Raw genomic sequence first — 316 nt, forward strand, 5'->3', positions numbered from 1 at the left:
CCCGCTGTTTGCCTGCGACCTCGCCTTCGCCGCCGACGAGGCGCATTTCGCGCTCTCGGAGATCAACTGGGGCATCCTGCCCGGCGGCGGCGCGACCAAGGTGGTCGTCGAGCTGCTCTCGATGCGCGACGCCATGTACCATGCGCTGACCGGCGAACTGATCGACGGCAAGAAGGCGGCGGCATGGAAGCTCGTCAATGAGAGCCTGCCCGCGGCAGACCTGAAGGCGCGCGTGAGCGCGGTGGCAAAAATGCTGCTGAACAAGAATCCGGTCGCGCTCAAGGCCACCAAGGACGCCATCCGCCGCGTCGCCGAG

At 67.1% G+C, this 316-nt stretch carries 1 protein-coding gene; it reads left to right on the forward strand.

Going from position 1 to position 316, the window contains the following annotated elements:
• On the forward strand, positions 1-316 hold a 316-nt coding region (locus EN874_RS32890; protein ID WP_245516240.1), incomplete at both ends, for an enoyl-CoA hydratase-related protein.

It is taken from the genome of Mesorhizobium sp. M1D.F.Ca.ET.231.01.1.1, from assembly GCF_003999155.2.
In the GTDB taxonomy this organism is placed as follows: domain Bacteria; phylum Pseudomonadota; class Alphaproteobacteria; order Rhizobiales; family Rhizobiaceae; genus Mesorhizobium.